The organism is Lewinella sp. IMCC34183, from assembly GCF_003390915.1.
Lineage (GTDB): Bacteria > Bacteroidota > Bacteroidia > Chitinophagales > Saprospiraceae > Neolewinella.
Genome location: NZ_QMEM01000002.1, coordinates 337024 through 353804, shown reverse-complemented (window position 1 = coordinate 353804; position 16781 = coordinate 337024). Strand labels below are relative to the sequence as shown.

At 63.5% G+C, this 16781-nt stretch carries 14 protein-coding genes; 9 read left to right on the top strand and 5 right to left on the bottom strand.

Going from position 1 to position 16781, the window contains the following annotated elements:
• Positions 1 to 14 precede the first annotated feature (14 nt).
• Both DQG19_RS06665 and DQG19_RS06660 read left to right on the top strand, forming a co-directional pair.
• Entirely contained in the window at positions 15 to 755 is a 741-nt protein-coding gene (locus DQG19_RS06665; protein ID WP_116125463.1) for a LytR/AlgR family response regulator transcription factor, read from the top strand.
• Positions 756 to 766: 11 nt separating this feature from the next.
• The gene (locus tag DQG19_RS06660) at positions 767 to 2611 is read left to right on the top strand and encodes a sensor histidine kinase (RefSeq protein WP_116125462.1); all 1845 of its coding nucleotides are present in this window, start codon (positions 767 to 769) and stop codon (positions 2609 to 2611) included.
• Between the two features lie 61 nt (positions 2612 to 2672).
• Here DQG19_RS06660 and DQG19_RS06655 read toward each other — a convergent pair whose 3' ends face one another.
• Complete coding sequence (locus DQG19_RS06655) at positions 2673 to 2918, bottom strand: hypothetical protein (protein ID WP_157974366.1); 246 nt, start codon at positions 2916 to 2918, stop codon at positions 2673 to 2675.
• A 268-nt stretch (positions 2919 to 3186) separates the two neighbouring features.
• On the opposite strand from DQG19_RS06655, the gene DQG19_RS06650 reads away from it, so the two are divergent.
• The 5 genes from DQG19_RS06650 to DQG19_RS06630 all read left to right on the top strand — a co-directional run bounded on the left by DQG19_RS06650 (position 3187) and on the right by DQG19_RS06630 (position 8804).
• Positions 3187 to 4209, top strand: coding sequence for an outer membrane beta-barrel protein (locus DQG19_RS06650; protein ID WP_157974365.1), 1023 nt, complete (start codon positions 3187 to 3189; stop codon positions 4207 to 4209).
• 14 nt (positions 4210 to 4223) lie between these two features.
• Positions 4224 to 5318, top strand: coding sequence for a hypothetical protein (locus DQG19_RS06645; protein WP_157974364.1), 1095 nt, complete (start codon positions 4224 to 4226; stop codon positions 5316 to 5318).
• 149 nt (positions 5319 to 5467) lie between these two features.
• Positions 5468 to 6538 carry an outer membrane beta-barrel protein gene (locus DQG19_RS06640; RefSeq protein WP_116125458.1) on the top strand — a complete coding sequence of 357 codons (1071 nt, stop codon included), beginning with the start codon at positions 5468 to 5470 and terminating at the stop codon, positions 6536 to 6538.
• A 72-nt stretch (positions 6539 to 6610) separates the two neighbouring features.
• A complete protein-coding gene (locus DQG19_RS06635) occupies positions 6611 to 7651 on the top strand; it encodes a hypothetical protein (RefSeq protein ID WP_116125457.1) in 1041 nt (346 codons plus the stop codon).
• A gap of 82 nt (positions 7652 to 7733) precedes the next feature.
• Positions 7734 to 8804, top strand: coding sequence for a M20/M25/M40 family metallo-hydrolase (locus DQG19_RS06630; RefSeq protein ID WP_116125456.1), 1071 nt, complete (start codon positions 7734 to 7736; stop codon positions 8802 to 8804).
• Positions 8805 to 9020: 216 nt separating this feature from the next.
• Here the strand turns inward: DQG19_RS06630 and DQG19_RS06625 are convergent, their stop codons facing one another.
• Entirely contained in the window at positions 9021 to 9788 is a 768-nt protein-coding gene (locus DQG19_RS06625) for a Bax inhibitor-1/YccA family protein (protein WP_116125455.1), read from the bottom strand.
• 53 nt (positions 9789 to 9841) lie between these two features.
• Entirely contained in the window at positions 9842 to 10264 is a 423-nt protein-coding gene (gene aroQ / locus DQG19_RS06620) for a type II 3-dehydroquinate dehydratase (RefSeq protein WP_116125454.1), read from the bottom strand.
• A 218-nt stretch (positions 10265 to 10482) separates the two neighbouring features.
• Between aroQ and DQG19_RS06615 the strand changes: the two genes are divergently transcribed.
• Together DQG19_RS06615 and DQG19_RS06610 are read left to right on the top strand one after the other, a co-directional pair.
• Positions 10483 to 11919: a polysaccharide biosynthesis C-terminal domain-containing protein gene (locus tag DQG19_RS06615; protein ID WP_116125453.1), complete on the top strand. Its 1437-nt coding sequence runs from the start codon at positions 10483 to 10485 to the stop codon at positions 11917 to 11919.
• Positions 11920 to 11967: 48 nt separating this feature from the next.
• On the top strand, positions 11968 to 13035 hold the full coding sequence (locus tag DQG19_RS06610; RefSeq protein ID WP_157974363.1) for an adenylate/guanylate cyclase domain-containing protein: 1068 nt from the start codon (positions 11968 to 11970) through the stop codon (positions 13033 to 13035).
• Positions 13036 to 13047: 12 nt separating this feature from the next.
• On the opposite strand, the gene DQG19_RS06605 is transcribed toward DQG19_RS06610, so the two are convergent.
• On the bottom strand, positions 13048 to 13557 hold the full coding sequence (locus DQG19_RS06605; protein ID WP_116125451.1) for a GbsR/MarR family transcriptional regulator: 510 nt from the start codon (positions 13555 to 13557) through the stop codon (positions 13048 to 13050).
• A gap of 57 nt (positions 13558 to 13614) precedes the next feature.
• A complete protein-coding gene (locus DQG19_RS06600) occupies positions 13615 to 16776 on the bottom strand; it encodes an efflux RND transporter permease subunit (protein ID WP_116125450.1) in 3162 nt (1053 codons plus the stop codon).
• Between the last annotated feature and the right edge of the window lie 5 nt (positions 16777 to 16781).

The window sequence follows — 16781 nt, the reverse complement described above, 5'->3', positions numbered from 1 at the left end:
CGAGACATTCCTTTATGAATACCCCGGTTTCCGTCCTCGTCGTCGAGGATGAAATGATCATTGCCGCCAAAATCAGCCTACACCTCGAGCAGCTCGGTTACTCCGTGGCCGGTATCCTGCCCCGCGGCGAAGAGGCCGTGGCCTTCTGCCGTGCGACCCCGCCGGACGTCCTGCTGCTCGACATCAACCTGCGGGGCGCGCTCGACGGCGTGGAAACCGCCCGCGCCCTGCTCGCCGCCGGGCTGCAGGTGCCCACCGTTTTCCTGACCGCCAACTCCGATGCCGCCAGCTTCGAGCGGGCGCGTACTACCCATCCCCGCGCTTTCCTCAGCAAGCCCTACCAGAAAGAAGAACTGTACCGCGCCATCACGCTCGCCGTAGACGGCCTCCATACCGCACCACCCGCCCCGGCCCCCGAGCCGGCGGAGGGGGGCGTACTCGACGACCGCATCTTCATCCGCGACCGCGGACGGCTCACCAAGGTGTACCTCGCGGACGTGCGCTACGTCGAGGCCGAACGCGCCTACGCGCGTATCCACACCACCACGGGAGAGTACCTCCTTTCCGTACCGCTGGGGACCGTGGAGAAGCAACTTCAGGGGAAAGATTTCCTGCGGGTCCACCGCTCCTACATCCTCAACCTGAGAAGGGTGGAAGCCGTAGCCGACACCCACGTAGTGGTGGGGAAACGATCGCTCCCGGTCAGCAGGAACCGGCGGGAAGAACTGCTGCGGCGGATCAACCTCATCCGGTAATCCAGGGCGATATGCGGCACCTTCTCGCGTTAGGCTTACTACTGTTGCTGGCGGACCTGCCTGGGCAATCGCCCCCCTCCCTCGATACGCTGCTGAGTCGCGCGGAGCGGCAGGTAGCGGAAATGACAGAAGAACATACGGAAACGGACGCTCACGCCGCCGTCTGGGAGGTGCTGCGCCGGGCCCGCGCCGCGGGCGACCCGGCACGCCTGTCACGCGCCCATGCCCTGGCGGCCGACTGGCACTTCTACAGCTACACCTCCGAGTTGCCGGACAGCTTCCTGCACTACGATTCGCTGCGGGTGGCCTACATTCTGGAGACGACGGACACGGCCGCCATCGCCCAGTCATACCATATCTACGGCAACGACCTGGCGGCGGCCCGGCGGTACCGTCCGGCGGAGGTAGCCCTGCTCGCGGCGGTACGCTACTTCGATGCGACGCCGGATCCGGGGGCGAAAACGCGTACCCTCGTCAACCTGGCCAATCTCTACCGTACCCTGGATGACCCGGACCGGGCGGCGGGCTTTCTGGACCGGGCCGCACGGCTCGCCACCACTGCCGCACAGGTGCGGCAGCTGGAGGCCGAACGGGTCAGCTATTACCTTCAGATCGGTCGGCCGGACTCGGCCGTCGCCGCCGGTGAGCGACTCATGTCCATCGACGATGCGGTAAACCGCCGCGCCGCCGGCCTCGACTACGCCCGCCGCCTGGAAACCCTCGCCTCGGCCTACTCGGCCGCCGGGCAGACGGAGCGGGCCCTTGAACTCCTCTTTCGGGTGCTGGCCCTGGTGGAGGACGTCTACGAACGGCCCGGCGAGACGGACGACTGGAAACCCGAGATCGGACTGGCCTACCACCGACAGGGAGACCACGCCCGGGCCGTCATTTACCTCCGGGCGGGCGTCGAGCGGCTTCGCGAACTGCGGGTCGAATCCAACCTGCTGGAAGGCTACGCCCGTGCCCTTTCCGAAAGCTACGCCCAGCTCGGGCAACCCGACAGCGCCATGCATTACCTTAATCTGGCCACGGCCGTGTACCGGGCCCGTACGGAGGAGCGCCTCGCCTCCCTCCGCAGCGAGCTGCGCGTGCGCTACGCGATCGAAGAGAAGGATGCGCTCATCGGGCAGCAGGCGGACCGGCTAGCCGAGCAGCGCCATAACCAGCAGCTGACGCTGGGGATCGCGGGCTTGCTCCTGCTCGGAGCGGCGGGCCTGCTGTTCGGCCTGCGACACAACCGCCGCAAGAACGCTCTCCTGGAAAAGCGCAACGCGGAGAACGAACTGCTGGTCAAGGAGATCCACCACCGCGTGAAGAACAATCTGGAAGTGATCAGCAGCCTCCTCGAACTGCAGTCGGCGACCCTTGAGGACCCCGTCGCCCGTCGCGCCATGCTCTCCAGCCAGCGACGCGTAGCCACGATGGGCCTGCTGCACCAGCGCCTGTACCAGGGGCGGGAGCTCTCCTCCATCGAAATGCGCGCTTACCTTACCCACCTCACCCGCGGCCTCGTACAGACCTACGGGGTGGAGGACCGCATCGAGTTGCGGATCGACGTCCCGCCGCTGGAGATGGACGTGGACACGGCCGTGCCCCTGGGCCTCATCGTTAACGAGCTCGTCACCAATTCCATCAAGTATGCCTTCCCGGGCGCGGCGGAGGGCTTGATCACGGTAGCGCTCCACCGCACGGCGGGGCGCACCCGGTTGGTGGTCGAAGATACCGGGGCGGGCGGCGGCGCGCCGGGGGGCGGCACGGGTTTCGGCAGCCGCCTGGTCGGCATGCTCACCCAGCAGCTTGGCGGGCGATTGCTGGAGCAGCGGAAGCCGTCCTTCCGTACGGAGGTGACGTTCTGAAACCAGAACGGCGCGCCGGGTGAGGGCGCGCCGCTGGGCAATTCATTTGGGTAGGGTGGGACTAGTCCTCGTCGATCTCCAGCATCTCGCCGGTGGAGGAGAACTCGGCTTCCATTTCCTCGCCGTTCATGTCGAACTCCACCTCGTAGATGTCGTCGTCCATTTCCCACTCCACATTAGTGGCGCCGGGGTAGGCGGAGTTGAAGGCGTCGGTGACGGCGGCGGGTACGTCGGCGGCGGTCGTGTTGGCATCGTCACAGGCGAACAGGGCGATCGCAAAGACGGCAGTAAGTAGGAACTTCATCATGGTAAGTGGTTTGGGTGGATGAATGGCGCGCGGGCGGGGCCGCGGGTGCCTTGTAAAGCACTATAACAGTAAAGTTTCCGGGTTGTGGGCAGGGGACCAAAATTTAGTACCTGAAACCGGGCGTATCGCGGATAAAATGGTGGGGAAGCACCGGTCAATATTTAATGATCCGGTAACTAAAAGTCATATTCCGGGCAAGTACATTTATCCACCAGTTAGCCCCGTACGAACCACTTCCGGTTCATCGATCAGCCCTGAACCCTCTTCCATGAAACACATCTTTACCCTCCTCGTACTCTTGCTGTTTTCCGTTTCGGCCACGGCCCAGCTGCAGCGCGGCGATCGCCTGATCTTCAGCAGTCCGACCGGTAGTTATACCTTTCCCACCCCCTCCCCAGCCGCGGGCGCGAGCGCGGGGTACGACGCGGGTGACGACTTCTCTACCGTGCGGTTTGCCGCTTCCTACGGTCACGCCGTGCTGGATCGAGTCATGGTGGGTACCGCCCTTTACGGCGATTTCTACCTGATGGAGGGGGGGCAGAGCTTCCTCAGCCTGTCGCCCTTCCTCCGCTACTATTTCCTTAACCGGGAAAAACTACGGGTATTCGGCGAGGTCGGAAGTAGACTTGGAAAAGCTGGCGAGAATTTTACTGCCTTCGATCAGCTAAACCTCTCCGCCGGTTTGCAGATCCCGCTCCAATCGGACGTCTTCTTTACCCCCAACCTGAGTTATACGGCCATGGAAGGTGAGAATAACCTGGGCGCCGGAGCACGCCTGGAGATTCAGCTGCGGGAGCGGGACGGAGCGGAAAAGGCCATCGGCAGTCTGCGGAAGGGACAACTGATGCTCGGCGCGGAATCCATCGGTATCGGCCGGCGGAGCAATTTCACCTCGGCGGGTTTGAGCGTGGGTGGCCACTACTTCCTCAGCGACCGCCTCGCGGCCGGGGTAACCTTGGGGGGCAACCACTTTACAGTACAGAATACCATGACGGACCAATTTATCCATTCCTCCAACCTGACGCTGGGAGCCAGTGCCCGGTATTACCTGAACAATGAAGCACACACCCTGTGGTTCGTGGAAGGAGGCGTTGGCCGCGCCTGGCAGCGGCAGAAAACCCAGGGTGCGGACGCGTTTTCCTTCGGCACAACTTCGGCCTCCGTCGGGGGGGGTGCCCAGATTTTCGTGCGCGAGCGGATCTCGCTGGAGGTGGCTCCGCTGCTGAAGTACGACTTCAGAACCGAGAAGCTGGGAGCTGGACTTAATCTCGGACTTCGTTTCAACCTGTGAAAACCCTGCTATCCATGAAAAAGTCCTTACTCCTTATTCTATTTCTCTCCATGGGCTTCGTCGGGGTCGCCCAGATACAGCGGGGCGATCAGTTGATTATCCCCGGGGCGGGTGGGCTCGTACCTCCCAACTCGGCTTCCGTAGGCGGATTGAGCGCGTACAACTATTCCGCGAGCGATGAGACCCAGGTTGATCTGGACCTGGGATTCAGCTATGGCTACGCGCTGCTCGACCGCTTGGTAGTGGGGGCGGACATCAACGTCGGCGTAGGGCACGCCGGGGGTATCTTCAGCAATTATCGCTTAGATCCCTTCGCCCGCTACTACGTGGTAAACCGACCCGGCCTCGGCGTTTTCGGGCAGGTGGGCACCCGGTTCAGCGACTACGGCGGAAACGCCGGGGGATCAAGCGTCCTTGAGCAACTGACCTTGCAAACCGGTCTACAACTGCCCATCGCTGCCGGTCTGTTTCTCACCCCCACGATCGCCTACGCCGCACAAAAAGGAGATAACGAAGTAACCCTCGGTGCCGGCCTCCAACTGCTCCTGCACCCGGGCACGACCGACGAAGCGATCACCGGTAACTTCGGGAAAGGGACCATTACCCTGGGTGGACAGTCCGTTTCCCTCGCCGCCCGCGACGGGCGGATCCAGGGTGGTCTGAGCGTCGGGGGACAGTACTTTCTTACCGACCGGTTGGCGGCGGGGGTACAGCTTGGCGTCGGTGGGGTACGCTATGCGCTGCAAAACTCGGATCCGGAAGGTCTCCAGTCCCAGCACGGGGGCAACGTAGACATCGGCGGTAGCGCACGTTACTACCTGAGCGCCCCGCGGCGCCTGGTATGGTTCCTGGATGCCGGGGCCGGGTACGCGGTTAACTGGCAGAGCCGTCCCGTGTGGGAGAATTTCGGTACGGCCACTCAACGCCTCGTTGCGCAAAAGGACCGCTCGTCGATGGGGTACCTGGCCGCGGGCGGCGGGGCACAGTACTTCATCCGGAAGAACATAGCCCTGGAGGCCGCTCCCCAGTTCCGCTATGGCCTGAAGGAAGATGCGTTCTATGGACGGACCCGCTTCGCCGTCAATTTCGGATTCCGGGTGATGCTCTAGATCACGGCGTGGCGGCGGGCCTTTCCGGTACGCTGCGCCGGGTACTACTTCCAGAGTCGGTTATCCATACGTTAAGGAGGGCACCAACACCTGCGGAGAGCAGGGTAAGGATTATCTTGGTTGGGAACCCTATACAATTTAACCCCGCGATGAAGCACACCTACCTCTTTTTGTTTTTCCTCCTGATCGCGGCCACCCTGCCGGCCCAGCTCCAACGTGGGGACCGCCTGCTCACGATCGCTTCCCCGGGTGAAGTCTCCGGCGTTAACGGGGTAGATGTATACGATACCGGCGAATTCGGCACGATATTCTACGATACGCGCTGGGAGGGGGGGCTCGGATATGTTTCGGCTACCTACGGGTACGTCCTGCATCCCCGCTGGGTCGCTGGCGCGGGCGTGAGCGTGGGCGGGACATCGTCCGGTGGGTTCGATGCCGCCGTGGCGCTGAGCCCCTATCTGCGGTACTACCTGATCAACCGGCCCAACCTGTTACTGTTTGGTGAGGCGAGCACCGCCCTCGGGCTTGGCTCCGAAGGGTTCAATACTTCCGATTACGTGCCCCTTCGCGCAGGCGTACAGTTTCCGGTAGCGACGAACGTACTGCTGACGCCGGAGCTCACCTACACCGTAGGCCCCGGCGCAAACCGGCTGGCGGCCACCTTCGGCATCGACCTGCTACTCGGCCGCAACAACCGTCCGGACGAACGGGCCACCGGCAGTTTTGCGGCGGGCGATCTCCTGCTGGGGGGGCAGCTCGCGTCACTGTCCCTGCAGCGCAACTATTACGCCGGTGTCCTTTCCGGGGGGGGACATTACTTCCTTAGTCCCCGCTTTGCCGTGGGCGCGGGACTGACGCTGCAGCAGAGCCGGTTCACCTCCGACTTCAACGCTCCGTCGGGGGATAATGTCTACCGGCAAACCCAGATCGGCGGCGGCCTCAGCGCACGTTATTACCTCAACCAGGAGCGGCACCTGCTCTGGTTCCTGGAAGCCGGGGGAACCTACGGACGGCGTAGTGACAAGTCCCCGTTTACTCCCGATACCGACAGTTACAGTGAGCTAGGATTGCTCGGGCGGGTGGGTGCCCACCTTTTCGTGCGCGACAACATCGGCCTGGAAATCACCCCGGAACTCCGCTACAGGCATGAGCGCTACGCCATAGGGAACCGGTCGGGAGTGTCACTCGGTATGAGCTTCGGGGTAAGTTTCAAGCTGTAACTCTTCCCACGGTGTAACGGCGGGGGCGGGGAGAAGATAAAGGGATGCTAACCCTTTAATTCAAGGCATCCCATGCGCAAGCTTCTACTCCTCTTTTTTCTGCTGTCCGTAGGTACCGTCCACGCTCAACTGCAGCGCGGCGACCGGCTGATCCTCTTTGATCACGCCGCGGACTTCCGCTCGCCCCAGCCCGTCCCGGAGGCGGGGGCCGGCCTGTCGCTCTACCGGCGTACCGACGTCGAGCGGACCGTGCTGCAGGCGGGCGGCGGCTTCGGTGTGGCCCTGCTGGACGGTCTGTTGGTCGGCGGACAGGTGCGGGCCTCCATTCTCAGTGGCGAGTACGGGCTGCGGGCCTTTTCCCTGCACCCCTTCGTCCGGTACTACTTCCTTAATGCCGCCGCCCCGGGTGCCTTCGGACAACTGCAGTCGGGGGTAGACTACGACGGAACGGACCTCACCGCCTTTGGCAGCGCCACGGTATCGGCCGGTGTACAGCTTCCCGTGGGCGGCGGGGCCCGGCTCACGCCCTACGCCGGCTACACCGTGGCGGAGGGCGCCAATTCCCTGCAACTGGGCGCGCGGCTGGAACTCCGGCTGCGGTATGGGGCGGCCGACACGACTCCCGTCGTTCGTTTCCGGCGGGGTACGCTGCTGCTTGGCGGACAACTTGCCTCGGCCACCCTTACCGAGAATACCCGGCGCCTCACGGCGCGTACCGGTGCCCATTTCTTCCTAACCCGCCGGCTGGCCGTCGCCGCGGTGGCGGGTTACGGGGGGAGTTATGAGTCCTACCAGTTCCGTGACGGAGACGGGGAGCGCTACGTTCGCTTCCGGGAGCTCCACCTCGGCGCCGGGCTGCGCTACCTGCTCACCACCGGCCACCGCCTGGTGGCCTACGGAGAGGCGGGCGCCGGCCGGTTGTGGGAAAGCCTGGACAGCAACGCGGGCATCGATTACTTCCCCGGCAGCTTCACCTACGTGACGGCTGGTGCCGGCGCCATGTACCTGCTCAATGCCTGGCTGGCCGTGGAGGCGGGCCCGCAACTCCGCTATGACCTGACCAACGAGCGCTGGGTGCCGGGGGTTAATTTCGGGTTCCGGATCGTCCTTTAACGGCGTTTCTCCGCACCTGCGCACCGCCGCCCTTGCACCGTACGTGCTACCTTGCGATCCGAACGCCGGAGCAAGCAAACCTATGGGGAAGTACCGCGACTACACCGAATTACTGCAGCAACTGATCGCCACGCCCTCCCTGAGCCGGGAGGAGGAAGCTACGGCGGCCATCCTGAGCTCCTTCCTGTACGAGCGGGGGCTGCGGCCGGAGCGCCACCTGAACAACGTATGGACGCGCAGCCGCCACTGGGTGGAGGGCCGGTCCACCGTCCTGCTCAACAGCCACCATGATACCGTGAAGCCCGCCGCCGGCTACACCCGCGACCCCTACCTGGCCGAGGTGATCGACGGCAAACTGTACGGGCTGGGCAGCAACGACGCCGGCGGGGCGCTGGTGAGTCTGCTCGCCGCCTTCGTCGAGCTCGAGAACGACCCGGACCTGTCCGTTAACCTGGTATTCGCGGCGACGGCGGAGGAGGAGATCAGCGGCCCCAACGGCATTGCCGCCCTGCTGCCCCGGCTACCGCGGATCGACTGCGGCATCGTCGGGGAACCCACCCTGCTCGATCTGGCCGTGGCCGAACGGGGATTGGTGGTTATCGACGGAGAAACCCGGGGAAAGAGCGGCCACGCCGCCCGCAAGGAGGGCGTCAATGCCCTGTACCTGGCGGTCGACGACATCGCCGCCATCCGCGATCACGACTTTGCCCGGCCCAGCGAGCGGCTCGGTCCGACCAGCGCCGCGGTGACGGTCATTTCCGCCGGTACTCAGCACAACGTGGTACCGGATCGCTGCAGTTTTGTAGTCGACCTGCGCGTCAACGAAGCCTACACGAACGAGGAAGCGGTAGCGGAGCTGCGCGGCGTATGCCGACACGCTACGCTTACGCCCCGGAGCCTGCGGTTGCAGTCCAGCGGTATCGGCGAGGATCACTTCCTCGTCCGCGCCGCCCGCGCCGTCCGCCCGCAGGCGGCCACGTACGGATCGCCGACGCTGAGCGACCAGGCGCTGATGACCTTTCCTACCCTCAAGCTCGGACCCGGCGACAGCGCCCGCAGCCATACGGCCGATGAGTACATCTACATCCGGGAGATCGAAGCGGGCATCCGCACGTACCTCGACCTGCTCGCGGCGGCGGCGCCGGCCGGCTGATCGGAGGGGGGGGAGAACAGATATTAAAAAAGTGTTATTATTTTTTCTCCGCCGGGCAGCGCACCGTACCCCCCGGCCGTTACCCTTGTGGTTTTGATGATGAATACAACAGCCTCACTTTATACTCACTGAATCAACTCGGCTGTATAGCAAACAGGGGAAAACGGACACGTCCGTTTTCCCCTGTTGCTTTTCCATAGCGTTGCTACCGGCGGCTTAGTCGCGGCTCATGACCGACAGCAGGCGCAGGATCTCGAGGTACAGCCATACCAGCGTCACGATGAGGCCCATGGCACAGAACCACTCCATGTATTTGGGCGACTGCATGGCGGCACCGCGCTCGATGTTATCGAAGTCGAGCAGCAGGTTGAGGGTAGCTACGCCGATGATGACGAGGCTGATGCCGATACCGAGCATTCCGCCGGAGTGGAGGAAAGGGATGTTCATCCCGAAAAAGCTCAGTCCCATATTGATGAGGTACACCACGAAGATGGCCCCGGTAGCCATCATCACGCCGGAGCGGAACTTGTTGTTGACGGTGATGATGCCCGCTTTGTAGATGAAGAGCATCATGAACAGCAGGGCGATGGTGGCCAGGATGGCATTGAAGACCATGCCGACCCCGAAGCCGGCCGCGTAGATCGCCGTGACCGAGCCGACGAAAAGGCCCTCAAGCAAGGCATATATGGGCGCCAGGGTACCCGAGAGCTTGGGCTTGAAGGCCATGACGAAGACGAGGGCCAGGCCACCGAGAGCACCGCCCCAAACGAACAGCTGGCTGGGAAAGAAGAAGGAGTACACGGCGGTGGCCAAGAGCAGTACGCCCAGTAGGAAGGTCTTATTGACGGCGCCGTCGACGGTCATGATGTTGTCTTCGGCACGCTGGATGAACCCGCCGTCGAGCGGGCGCGCGGACGCTTTGGCCAGGCGCTCCTCGCTCAGGAGGGGGTTGCTGGATTTGCTAAAGCGATCGGATAGGGACATGTATCAAGGATTAGTTAGTAAATAAAACGTCTGACGACACAAGTCGTTGCACCCTAAACAAAATACTGCACCGCCAGCTCGTAGCCCCGCAGGCCGAAGCCTACGATCACCCCTTCACAGTGCGGCGACAGGTAACTGTGGTGCCGGAAGGCCTCCCGCTTGTGGACGTTGCTGATGTGCACTTCGATGACGGGCGTCTCGATGGCCGCTATCGCGTCCGCCAGGGCCACGCTCGTATGGGTATAGGCACCCGCGTTCAGCACGATGCCGTCGTAGTCGTAGCCGATCTCGTGCAGCTTGTCGAGCAGTTCCCCCTCGTGGTTGCTCTGGTAGTAGTTTAGCTCCACATCGGAATCCACGAATTTGCCCTTCAGGTGCAGCATGAAGTCGTCGAAGGTGTCTTCCCCGTAGATCTCCGGCTGCCGCTTGCCGAGCAGGTTGAGGTTCGGTCCGTTGATGATCATTACGCGCAACATGGGGTAGTACGGTGGTACCGGGGGCAGTACGGTAGTCGGGCCGCATTCCGGTGGGTGAGTGGGAAAGGTAGGGAGTTAGGGGTTAAGGGGGAAGGGGGCTAGGGGTTGATGGACTGATGGACGGAGGGATTGATGGACCAGGGATTGATGGGCTGACGGCGGCACTACCCGACTCCAGTAGTAAAAGACCACCAGACTAAACTACTATTGTACCACGAATGCTAGCCTCCTTCTTCCGCAATGCCGTCCTGGTGCTGGTCCTGAACCTGATCGTGAAGGGCGTGTACTTGTTTGGCATCGAGCGTACGGTGCAGAACGTGCTGCCGGAGGCGGACTACGGGCTGTATTTCTCGTTGCTGGGGCTGGGGATGATCCTGCAGGTGATCGCCGATGGGGGGTTGCAGCTGTACAACAGCCGTACCCTGAGCGGGCACCGGCACCTGCTGGCCAAGTACTTTCCGTATTTCCTAGCCCTGAAGACGGTACTCAGTGGCGTATATCTCCTTGTCCTGCTCGGGGCGGGAGTATGGATCGGGTACCGTAGTTACGAGCTCGGCCTGCTGCTGCTGATCGGCTGCGGGCAACTGCTCAACAGCCTGGTCCTCTACCTGCGGTCGGGGCTGGCGGGGCTGGGGCGCTACGCGCTGGACAGCACCTTCAGTATCCTGGACAAGCTGCTGATGATCGCCCTGGTCGGTGGGGTACTGCTGTTCGCGCCGGAACGGCTGAGTATCGGGCTGTTCGCCGGGGCGCAGGTGCTGTGCTGGGGAGTCACGGCGGCGGGGCTGGGCTACGCGCTCCGGGACGGACTGGAGCGATTGCGGCCCCGGTTCAGCCGGCGTACCCTGTTGCTGTTGCTGCGCGGGGGCGCCCCCTTCGCCATCGCTATCCTGCTGCAGGCGGCCTATACGCGTACGGACGCGGTGATGATCGAGCGGTTACTGCCGGACGGGGCCGCCGCCGCCGGCCACTACGCTGCCGGCTACCGCCTGCTCGACGCCGTAAATACCGTAGGCTGGCTGCTGGCGGGACTGCTGCTGCCCATGTACGCCCGGCTGCACGCCCGGGGAGAGTCCCTGACCGACCTGCTGCGGTTCAGCGTGCAGTTGCTGGTCGGGGGCGGACTGGTGGTCGGTATCGCCGTAGCGGCCTACGCCCGCCCGATCGTGTACCTCCTGTACGACTTCGCGGAGCCGCGTACGGCCACGATTCTGTTTTTTCTGTCCCTCACCTTCGTGGCCCAGTGCCTCAACTACGCCTACGGGGCACTGCTATCCGCCACGGGCTACATCGGGCGGATGAACTACGTATTCCTGGCGGGCATCGCGCTGAATCTCTGCGGTAACCTCTGGGCGCTGCCGCGCTACGGGGCGCCCGGCGCCGCGGCGGTGACGCTGGCGACACAGACCGTCATTGCCCTGTTGCAGGCCGGATTGGCGCATCGGTGGCTGGTGCTCCCGGTCGCTGCGGTGAACTGGCTGCGGCTGTTCGTGCTGGCGGGGCTACTGCTGATTCTGCCGGTACTGGCGTCCGGCTTCCTGTATGTCGACTGGGTCGTGCAGTTTCTGCTGGTCCTCGGTGCCGGGGCGGGGCTGCTGTTCCTCTTTCGGCTGGTGGACCTGGGGGAGCTGCGGCAACTGCTCCGTGAGCGCTAGGGTGGCGGTCGCGCCGCCGGGGAAAGACTACCTTGTATGTACATGGCAATGATGAGCAGAAACAAGGTCGTCTATTGGTTGCAGCTGATTGTCACCTGGTGGACGGCGATCTTTCTCTTCGGTATCATCCGCCACTACGGCTGGCCCGAGCGGCCGAATTTTGATCCGGAGGCGCTCATCGAGCCCTGGCTCGACTTTTCGCTGGGCGTCGTGGTCGGCACCGGCTACTTCCTGATCGAACTGCTACTGAATCGCAAGGAGTTCCGGCGCCTGCGGTTCATGCCGTGGCTGGCACTGAAGTCGGTGCTGAATCTCCTGCTCGTGGTGCTGCTCATCGCCGTAGCCACCTACCTCTACCCGCGCATCAACGGGGAGGTTCGGGACGGGGTCACCTTCCTGAGGATACTCACGAGTAAGTTGATGCTGCTGGTCCTGCTGTACTTCACCGTGGTAAGCATCATCATAACGCTCTTCGAGCGGATGGTCCAGAAGCTGGGGCCGGGTATCCTGTCCAACATGTTGCTCGGGAAATACCACCGGCCGCGGGAGGAGGAGCGCATCTTCCTGTTCATCGATATGCGCGACAGCACGCCCATTGCCGAACGGCTGGGCCACCTGGCCTTTTCGCAGCTGATCCAGGATTGCTTTGCCGACGTGACCGATGCCGTCCTCCACCACCGGGCGGAAATCTACCAGTACGTCGGCGACGAGGTCATCCTGTGCTGGAAACCGGATCCCGGGCTACGCGATAACAACTGTATAGCGGCCTTTTTCGAGTTCGGGCGTATCCTGGCGCGCCGGTCGGGGCACTACCAGCGGGCCTACGGGCTGCACCCCGTTTTCAAGGCCGCCGCCCATATCGGCCGCACCACCGTCGCGGAGGTCGGGCTGGTCAAGCGTGAGCTGGCCTACCACGGCGACGTGCTCAATACCACGGCCCGCATCCAGAGCAAGTGTAACGAGCTGGACGAGCAGCTGCTGATCTCCCCGGCCCTCGCGGAACGTCTCGATCTCGGGCCCGACTATATCCTTCACGCGTATCCCCCGGTTGAGCTGACCGGCAAACGGAAAAGCCTGCCGGTCATCGGCGTGCGCCCCCGCAGCTTGCCGGTGTGAGGCGCCACGGCCTCATTCCGCCTGCTGTGCCCGCTTGCGTTCGTCCCACTTTTCCTGAAGGATGGGCAACTCTTCCTTCAGAAAAAGGAAGTAGTCCTTGATCTCCTCCAGTTCCTGGTTGAATTCCGAGCTGCCGGTGCCCTGCCGCAGTTCGATCACCTTATTCATGGTGCGGATGAAGGGGCCCAGCTTGGCGAGCCCTTCCCGCATCTGTCCCAGCCACTTCTCGCCGCTGACGCGGAAGTACCGCTTGCGGTCGCCGGGTTTGGTGATGTAGTCGATACGCCCCTCGTCCATCAGCCGCCGGATAGCATTGCTGATGGTGCTCTTGCTGGCCTGCAGAAACTCCTGGATGGCGAAAAACTCCATCTCGGGCGGGTCGGCCAGCAGCAGCAGGGCGAAGACCCGGGCCTCCGTGGGCGTCAGCGAGGTCTGCTCGAAAAAAACACCGATCTCCTCCACCCGCCGTTTGATGTCGGGAATGGGGGTGTTAGCGGGGCTTTCGGGAGAGGAATTCTGCATGACGTGCGGATTGGGCGTAAAGATAGCGGCGGGGCCGCGGGTGCGGGGTGGATGGGGTCAGACGAAATCCGCTTCCGGTTCGGGCCGGCGGCGTTCGCGGATGCCGAACAGCAGCTTGTAGGTAACGGGGACGAAGATCAGCGTGATCACCGTACCGAACAGCAGGCCGACCATAATGGCGATGGCCATCGGCTCCCAGATCAGTCCGCCGCCCAGGTAGAGCGGGATGAGGCCCAGGGCCGTGGTGAAGGTCGTGAGCAGAATCGGGCGGAAGCGCTGCTGGCAGGCGTCGACGATGGCGCGGAACTCCGTCTTGCCGGCCCGCTCCTCGATCTCGATGCGGTCGATGAGCACGATCGCGTTGTTAATCAGGATGCCGGCCAGGGAGATGACGCCCAGGAAGCCCATGAAGCCGAAGTAGCTTTGGAAGAGCAGCAGCCCCAGGATAACGCCGATGATGCCGAGGGGGATGGTCGCCAGTACGATACCCGTTTTGCGGAAGCTGTTGAACTGCAGCATCAGCAGCAGTACGATGATGAATCCCGCGAGGGGCAGCTTGGCGGCCACGGCACCCATGGCCTCGCGGCTGCGTTCCGATTCGCCTCCGAGCTCGTAGGTGTAGCCGGCGGGCCACTGCGCCGATAGGGAGTCCAGGCGCGGCGTCAGCTGACGGGTCACGTCGGTGGCCGTATAACCCAGGACGGCGTCGGCCCGTACGGCCAGCGTGCGGACGAGGTCGTGGTGGTTGATCTTGGCGTACTGCCAGTCGACGTCGACGTCGGCGACCTGGGCCAGCGGGACGTTCTTACCGCTACCCTGGGCAAATACGTTCAGGCCCTCCAGGTCCTCGACCTGGTAGTTTTCGGCGCCGCGGCCGCGCATGACGATGGGGATGGACTCGTCGCCCTCGCGGTAGCTGCCGGCGGTGTAGCCGCTGACGTTGGTCCGCAGGGAGACGGCGATGTCCTGATTGGTCACGCCGGCGGCGCTGGCCTTATCGGGGTCGATGTTTACGACCACCTTTTTGCTTTTCGGGCCCCAGTCGTCGGTGATGTTCGTGGCGATCGGGATCTGGTAGAGTTCTGCCTTCACGTTGTCGCTGATGCGGAAGAGCTCGTCGGCGCTCGGGCCGCTGATGCGTACCTCCACGTCGGCGGCGGCTCCGCCGCCGCCGGAGAGCGGGCTGACGCTGATGTCGGCGTCGGGAAACTGCTCCCGGCCGTAGTTCTCCAGCCGCTCGATCATCAGGTTGTTGGCCTCGAAGCGGGTGGTATTCAGCAGTACGTGGGCGTAGCCGCTGTTGGCCTCCCCGGGCTGGTAGCCGAGGTCGTAGCTCTTGGGGCCCTCGCCCACGAAGCTGGTGTAGCTGGCGATACCGTTGGCCTCCGGGTCGTCCGTCAGCAGCTCGGCGTTGATGTAGGCTTCCATGCCCTCGACCACCTCGGTGGTCCGCTGAATGTCGGTGCCCTGCGGCAGCTCGATATTCATGGTGATGAGGTTGCGGTCGCTGTCGGGGAAGAAGATGAACGGCAGCCGGCCGAAGAGCGACAGGCTGAAGAAGAACAGCACGACCACGGAAACCAGTACGGTCCAGGGGTGCTTCAGCGACCAGTAGATCAGGCCGCCGTAGTGTGCGTTGAGGCGCTCGAAGATGTTGCGTTTCTCGGGGGCGGCTTCCGCTTCGGGAGCGGTTGCAGCCTCGGGATCGTCCACTGCACCTGCGTCCCCGCCCCGTTGCTTGACCCGGATGAGGGCCACGCCGAGCATGGTGACCACCGTCATGGCCAGGATCCAGCTGCTGATTAGCGCGAAGGAGATGACGATGAAGAGGTTGCCCATGATCTCGCCCATGGTATTCTCGGCCAGGAAGAAGGCCAGGAAGGCCGCCGAGGTCGTCAGCGAGGAGATCAGCAGGGGGATGGCGAGCTCGGAGGTCGCCTGGTAGGCGGCCTTCCTGGGGGAAAGCCCGTCTTCCATGCCCACCATCATCGACTCGGAGATCACGATGGCGTTGTCGACCAGCATACCGAGGGCCATGATGAGGGCGGCCAGGGTCACCTTGTTGAGGCCGACGTCGAAGACGTTCATCAGCATTAGCGTCATCACGATGGCCAGGGGGATGAGGCTGGCCACTACCAGGCCGGTACGCCAGCCCAGGAAGAGGAACATGACGGCCAGTACGATGGCTACGGACTGTACTACGTTGGAGACGAAGTTGGTGACGCTGGCCTGGACGAAGGTATCCTGGCTGGCGATCCGCCGGGCTTCCATGCCGACGGGCAGCGTCTGATTGAAGACCTCCAGGCGGCGGTTGATGTCCTCGCCCAGCTCCACCAGGTTGGCGCCCTCGCGGACGGCCACGGCCACCACCAGTCCCTGCTCGCCGCCCAGGCGCACGAGGCGCTCGGCCGGGGTGGCGTAGCCGCGGGAGATCGTGGCGATCTCACCCAGCTTGGCGGTCTGCTCGTTGCCGAGGTTGACGACGGTGTTGGCGAGGTCGTCGAGGCTTTCGAAGTTGCCGCTTGGCTCGAGCACGATCCGCTGGTCGCCGAGCATGACGTCGCCGCCGGCGAAGACGATGTTGGTGGCGGAGATGGTCTGCTGCAGCTGATTGGCAGACAGCCCGTAGCGGGCCAGGCGGGCGTTGTCGAACTCTACGAAGATTTGCTCCTGCCGCATACCGGTGATTTCCACCTCGGCGGCGTCGGGCAGGGTGACCAGGTTGTCGCGGATATCCTCGGCGGCGTCCTCGAGCTCGCTGAGGGAGTAGCCCGGGCCGGTGAGGCCGACTTGAATACCGTACTCCACCCCGATGTCCTCGTCCTTCACCTCGATGCTGCGCAGGCCCTCGGGCAATTCGGGCCGGATCACGTCGATCTTGCGGCGCAGGCGATCCCAGACGGGCTGCATGTTTTCCGCGCGGACGCTGGGGTCGAGCTCCACGTTGACGATGCTGAGGCCGGTGCGGCTTTCGCTGGTGATCTCCTTCACCTCGGGCAGCTCCTGGGCGACGCGTTCGATACGCTCGGTGATGAGTTCCTCGATGCGCTCGGGACTGGCGCCGGGGAAGGAAGACACGACCGAGGCCACGCGGATCGTGAAGCGTGGCATGGCGTTGCGGCTCAGGCTGTTGTAGCCCACCAGGCCGAGGACGGCCACCATGAGGACCACCAGGATCGTTACCCGGTTGTTTTCGATGGCTAGTTTGGAGATATTCATCTTGG